Origin of the sequence: Cognatilysobacter lacus (assembly GCF_008274655.1) — a bacterium.
Lineage (GTDB): Bacteria > Pseudomonadota > Gammaproteobacteria > Xanthomonadales > Xanthomonadaceae > Cognatilysobacter > Cognatilysobacter lacus.
Genome location: NZ_VTRV01000181.1, coordinates 1 through 4,977 on the forward strand (window position 1 = coordinate 1; position 4,977 = coordinate 4,977).

At 69.4% G+C, this 4,977-nt stretch carries 6 protein-coding genes and 1 pseudogene; 5 read left to right on the forward strand and 2 right to left on the reverse strand.

Annotated features, from left to right (window positions below; all coding sequences use genetic code 11):
• The 4 genes and pseudogenes from FW784_RS12570 to FW784_RS12585 all read left to right on the forward strand — a co-directional run.
• Nucleotides 1-201, forward strand: a pseudogene (locus tag FW784_RS12570) (NAD(P)/FAD-dependent oxidoreductase); the annotation flags it as partial.
• Nucleotides 202-367: 166 nt separating this feature from the next.
• Entirely contained in the window at nt 368-811 is a 444-nt protein-coding gene (locus FW784_RS12575; protein ID WP_149353680.1) for a DUF2231 domain-containing protein, read from the forward strand.
• The gene (locus FW784_RS12580; RefSeq protein ID WP_149353681.1) at nt 804-2,117 is read left to right on the forward strand and encodes a PQQ-dependent sugar dehydrogenase; all 1,314 of its coding nucleotides are present in this window, start codon (nt 804-806) and stop codon (nt 2,115-2,117) included. The genes FW784_RS12575 and FW784_RS12580 overlap by 8 nt, the downstream gene beginning before the upstream one ends.
• A gap of 141 nt (nt 2,118-2,258) precedes the next feature.
• Nucleotides 2,259-2,612, forward strand: coding sequence for a hypothetical protein (locus FW784_RS12585; RefSeq protein ID WP_149353682.1), 354 nt, complete (start codon nt 2,259-2,261; stop codon nt 2,610-2,612).
• 78 nt (nt 2,613-2,690) lie between these two features.
• On the opposite strand, the gene FW784_RS12590 is transcribed toward FW784_RS12585, so the two are convergent.
• Together FW784_RS12590 and FW784_RS12595 are read right to left on the reverse strand one after the other, a co-directional pair.
• The gene (locus tag FW784_RS12590; protein ID WP_149353683.1) at nt 2,691-3,248 is read right to left on the reverse strand and encodes a DUF3228 family protein; all 558 of its coding nucleotides are present in this window, start codon (nt 3,246-3,248) and stop codon (nt 2,691-2,693) included.
• 166 nt (nt 3,249-3,414) lie between these two features.
• Nucleotides 3,415-4,074 carry a phosphatase PAP2 family protein gene (locus FW784_RS12595; protein ID WP_187770805.1) on the reverse strand — a complete coding sequence of 220 codons (660 nt, stop codon included), beginning with the start codon at nt 4,072-4,074 and terminating at the stop codon, nt 3,415-3,417.
• Nucleotides 4,075-4,154: 80 nt separating this feature from the next.
• Between FW784_RS12595 and FW784_RS12600 the strand changes: the two genes are divergently transcribed.
• Nucleotides 4,155-4,977: ketoacyl-ACP synthase III (locus tag FW784_RS12600; RefSeq protein WP_187770806.1), on the forward strand; the 823-nt coding region annotated here is incomplete at its 3' end.

Genomic DNA, 4,977 nt, shown 5'->3' on the forward strand with positions numbered 1-4,977 from the left:
GGCATCGCGGCTCGCATCCGCGACGACGGCCCGCCCGCGGAGCAGGTCGCCACCGATGCGGCGCCCCGCTTCCGCGCCAAACGAGCGCTTCGCTGGGCCTACGACCGCCTGCAGTTCGACTGGCCGTTCGACGTGCTGCTGCATTCGCCGCCCCTGCGCTGGGCGGCCGAACAGGTCTACTTCCACAAACGGGCAACGTGATGGCGCCGGCGTCCGCCGGTTCGCGAGGCCGACGCCGGTACCGCGCTCGCCCCATCAGCACACGTTCTGGACATGGCGCCGGCTAGCGTGCGAAGTCGGCGCTGCGCGTGGGCATGAGTCGCCCAACGCGGCACCGCCGGCCTATCTCCCTGCCAGGCAACCGCCCATGCGAACCCAAGTTGCACCGCGCCGATCTCCCGTCGCGAACGCCGTCTTCAACGTGCTCAACCCGATCCCGTTCGGCTGCTTCGTCGCCGCGCTCATCTTCGACGTCACCTACGCGCGGACCGCGCAGGTCATGTGGACGAAGGGCGCCGCCTGGCTGATCGTCATCGGCCTGCTGGCTGCGATCGTCCCGCGCCTCGTCGACCTGGCGCAGACGTGGTTCACCGCAAGGCATGCATCCACGTCGGCGGACCGGCTCGACTTCTGGCTGAACCTGTTCGCCATCGTCGCCGCGATCTTCAATGCGTTCGTGCACAGCCGCGATGCGTACGCGGTTGTGCCTGAGGGCCAGTGGCTGTCGGCACTCACGGTCGCGCTGATCGCGATCGGACACGTCGTCAGGGCAACGCTGCGCACCCGCACGGAGGGCCTCGCCCATGGTTGAGACATTGCTCCGCAGCGCCGTAGCGCTTGCGCTCGCCGCGCTTCTCTCCGGTTGCGCGCAGAAGGCTTCGCTGGAACCGGCGCAGCAGTCCGGCGTGAATCCGCCACTGCCCAGCCCCAAGGATTTCCTGATGCCGCCGATGCAGGTGCCGACCGGCGTGGGCTGGCAGCCCGGGCAGTCGCCGACCGTCGCTGCAGGGCTGCATATCGAGCGCATCGCGACCGGCCTCATGCATCCGCGGCAGCTTCTGTCCCTGTCGAACGGCGACGTGCTCGTGGTCGAATCCAACGGCCCCGGCCAGGAACACGTCACCACGCCGAAGCAGTGGATCGCCGGCAAGGTCAAGGCGAATTCCGGCAAGGGCGCGAAGGGCGGCAACCGCATCACGCTGTTGCGCCCGACCGGCGCACCCGGCGAGTGGCAGAAGCACCTGCTGATCGACCACCTGCACTCGCCGTTCGGCGTGCAGCTGATCGGCGACTCGCTCTACGTCGCCAATACCGATGCGATCCTGCGGTATCCGTTCCATGTCGGCGATACGGTGATCACGGCGCCGGGCGTCGAGTTCGCCGACCTGCCCGACACGGTGAACCACCACTGGACCAAGTCACTGCTGGCGAGCCCGGACGGTCGCAAGCTGTACGTCGGCGTCGGGTCCAACAGCAATGCCGGCGAGAACGGGCTGGAAGTCGAATACCGTCGCGCCGCGGTGCTCGAAGTCGACGTCGCGACCGGTGGCAGCCGCATCTATGCGTCGGGCCTTCGTAACCCGACCGGCCTCGGTTGGAATCCGCAGACCGGCCAGCTGTGGGCGATCGTCAACGAGCGCGACGAGATCGGCGCCGACCTCGTGCCCGATTACATGACGTCCGTACGTCCTGGCGGGTTCTACGGTTGGCCGTACAGCTATTTCGGCCGGCACGTCGACGCGCGCGTGGTGCCGCAGCGCCCGGATCTCGTGGCCAGGGCGATCGTTCCGGATTACGCGCTGGGGTCGCACGTGGCCGCGCTCGGCCTGCTGTTCTCCGACACCAATGCGCTGCCGGCCGCCTATCACGGCGGTGCGTTCGTCAGCGAGCACGGCAGCTGGGATCGGTCGCCGTTGAGCGGCTACCAGGTCGTGTTCGTGCCGTTCCGCGACGGCAAGGCGACGGGCACACCCGTCACGCTGGTCAGCGGCTTCTACTCGAGGGACGAAAAGCAGCTCTACGGCGCGCCGGTCGGGCTGGCGCAGGCGCCCGACGGTTCGGTGCTGGTCGCCGACGACGTGGGCAACATCGTCTGGCGGGTGACCGCCCAGCATTGATCCTCCGGGATGGATGCGCAGGCCATGTGCGCTCGGCAACCTTTGCACATGGCCGGACGGCGCAACCGCGTCGACGCTGTAATTTCACGAAACCGGTCGACGCGCTCGTCGAGCCCCCCAACACCGCAACGGAGAATCGCCATGTTGCATACCGCCACCCTGCTGTTCGTGCTGACCGCGCTCGGCGGAATCCTCATGGCCGGGATCCGCTTCGCGCGCAAGCAAAACCCGCCTGCGTGGATCGCGATGGTCCACGGCCTGCTGGCCGCGTCGGCGATGACACTGCTGGCCTACTCGGTGTTCACCGAACCGGTCCCGACGCTCGCCACCGTCGCGCTGGTGCTGTTCGTCCTGGCGGCGGGCGGCGGCGCGGTGATGAGCCTGGTCTACAAATGGCATCACCGTCTGCTGCCGTCCTGGCTCGTCGGCGCGCACGCAACGCTGGCGGTCGCGGCGCTGTTGTCGCTGCTGATGGGGACGTACGGCGGCGGTTGACCGCCGACCGTCGCGTGTCGTCGGTGCCGACGTGGGCCGACGGCTCCGGGTGGTATCGAAGCGCCGACGTCGCGGCAATCAGCCGCGCCAGTTCGCGTGCCCGCGCCAGAAGTCGACGCTGCGACGGTAGGCCTCGCGATCGATCGGCACCCCGGATCCGCCCTCGTCGGTGCCCAGCGCATTGCGCATCATCGTAATCGGCGCCATCGGCGTCTCCGCGGGTTCGAGCGTGTACATGCAGCCCACCACGCCCCAGTCGGCGTCGATGCGCGTGCCCTCCTTCGCCAGCTGCTCGCGGCTGTAGAGGATGGGGATCAGGTATCGCGCGGTCGGCGGCTCGAGGCCTTCGAACCAGCGCACGAGCACAGGCAACTCCGCGTCGTTGCGCGCTTCGTAATCCGAGCGCAGCAGGCGCCGGTTGTCGTCGGTGATCGGCACGGCGAGACAACGCGTCGACGTCCAGTTGCGATGCACGTGCAGCTTGCAGAAAGGCGCATAGCCCTCGAGCACGGCCACCGGTTGCGCTTCGTTGAGGTGGCGCACGAACTGTTCCGGCGTGCAGTCCTGGATCGTGTTGCGGCGCGGCTGTCGCGGGAACAACCGGGGGCGGGCGAAATCGGTCAGGACGATCGTCACGGGCGATGCTCATCGGGAAGGCAACCAGTATCGCGTGACGGGTTGCAGGCGCACGGGCGCTGCAGCGTCCGGGTGCGCGACGCCCACGGGCGGGCCGGCAGGTCGTGCGGCGGAGCGGCGCCGCAGTTATGTGTCTGCGCCCTCGTGTGAGGCGCGTGGCGCGCCGTCAGCTCGAACGCTCAAGCCGCTCGGCCCACGCGCGCGGCCACAACTCCCGCGCGCCGAAAGCGAGCCCGGCACATGCCGTCGCCGCACCGCCGACGATGTCGACGGCGTAGTGCTGGCCGGTGGTGACGACACTCGGCAGCAGCACGGCGATCAGCACCGCAACCCATCGGCGCAGGCCCGGGTGCTGCACGCAGAAGCCGGCGGCGATGACGATCGGTATCGTCACGTGTCCGGACGGAAAGCAGTTGGTGTCGCGGTCCAGCGCCAATAGCAGGTGCCACGCATCCGCGGTAGCTGGATCGTGCGCGTCGGGCCACGCCTGGCGCGGCAGGCGCGTCGGCCACGCGAGCCATATCGCGACGTTCAACCCCAGCGCGATCGCGTACGACCTGAGCGTCGCGACCAGCACGCGGCGTTCGCTGATGCCGACCGCGAGCATCGGCGCCAGCAGCAACAGCAGCCAGTACGGCCAGATCGTCCACGCATGGCGGCCCAGTGCCGCCTCGATCGCACCCGCGGGAAGGATGCGCGGCGTCGAGAGCGGGTGGAGATTGATGGCGAGGTAGATCGCGCCGTTCGCCGCGGCCATCGCCGCCACCAGCGCCATACGCGTGGGCAAGGCGACGTGGGCTGCAGCGGGATCGGGTTCGGGACGCATGCCCCCAGTCTGCCAGCGCCGGAGCACGGCGCCCGCCTCGCGCATACTCGCGCGAAGTCCAAGCCCCGCCGATGGTGACCATGGAACCCAGCCCCGCAGATGCCGTCGCGTGCCGCAGCCCGGAACTCGGGTGGCGCGTTCGCATTGCCGGGATGGGCCGGTACCTGCCGCGCCGCCGCGTCGCGAGCGCGGAGATCGAGGCGCGCATCGGCGTTCGCGAGGGCTGGTCGCTCGCGCACAGCGGTGTCGCGTTCCGGCACTGGGCCGACCCGAGTGAGCGCGCGAGCTGGATGGGTGCCCAGGCGGCGATGGCCGCATTGCAGCAGGCCGGCGTGGACCCCGCAGGCGTCGACCTGATCATCAATGCCTCGGGCTCGGCTGAGCGCGCCATTCCCGATGGCGGGCCGATGATCCAGCAGGAAATGGGCCTGGGCGAGTCGGGAATACCGAGCTTCTCGGTGCACGCCACCTGCCTGAGCTTCATCGCCGCCCTGGAAATCGCCGCCGAGCGCATCCACCAGGGGCGCGTCGACCGCGCGCTGGTGGTGAGCAGCGAAATCGCGTCCGTGGCGCTTGATTTCGACACGCCCGAGGTATGCACGCTGTTCGGCGACGGCGCGGTGGCATGGCTGCTGGAGCGCGCGCCGACGGATTGCGCGTCGGCCATTCACCGCATCGCGTGGATGACCAACGGCCTGCATCGCGATCTCACCACCGTGCGCGGCTGCGGCAGCTTCCGCCACCCGCATTCCAGCGACACGCTGCACGGCGACGCGCTGTTCCAGATGGAAGGTCGCGCCACCTTGCGACAGGCGACGCGGCTCGCGCCGCAGATGCTGGCCAGGCTCGGCCTGGATGCCGAGCAGCGCGAACGGGTGCGGTGGATCGCGCCGCACCAGGCCA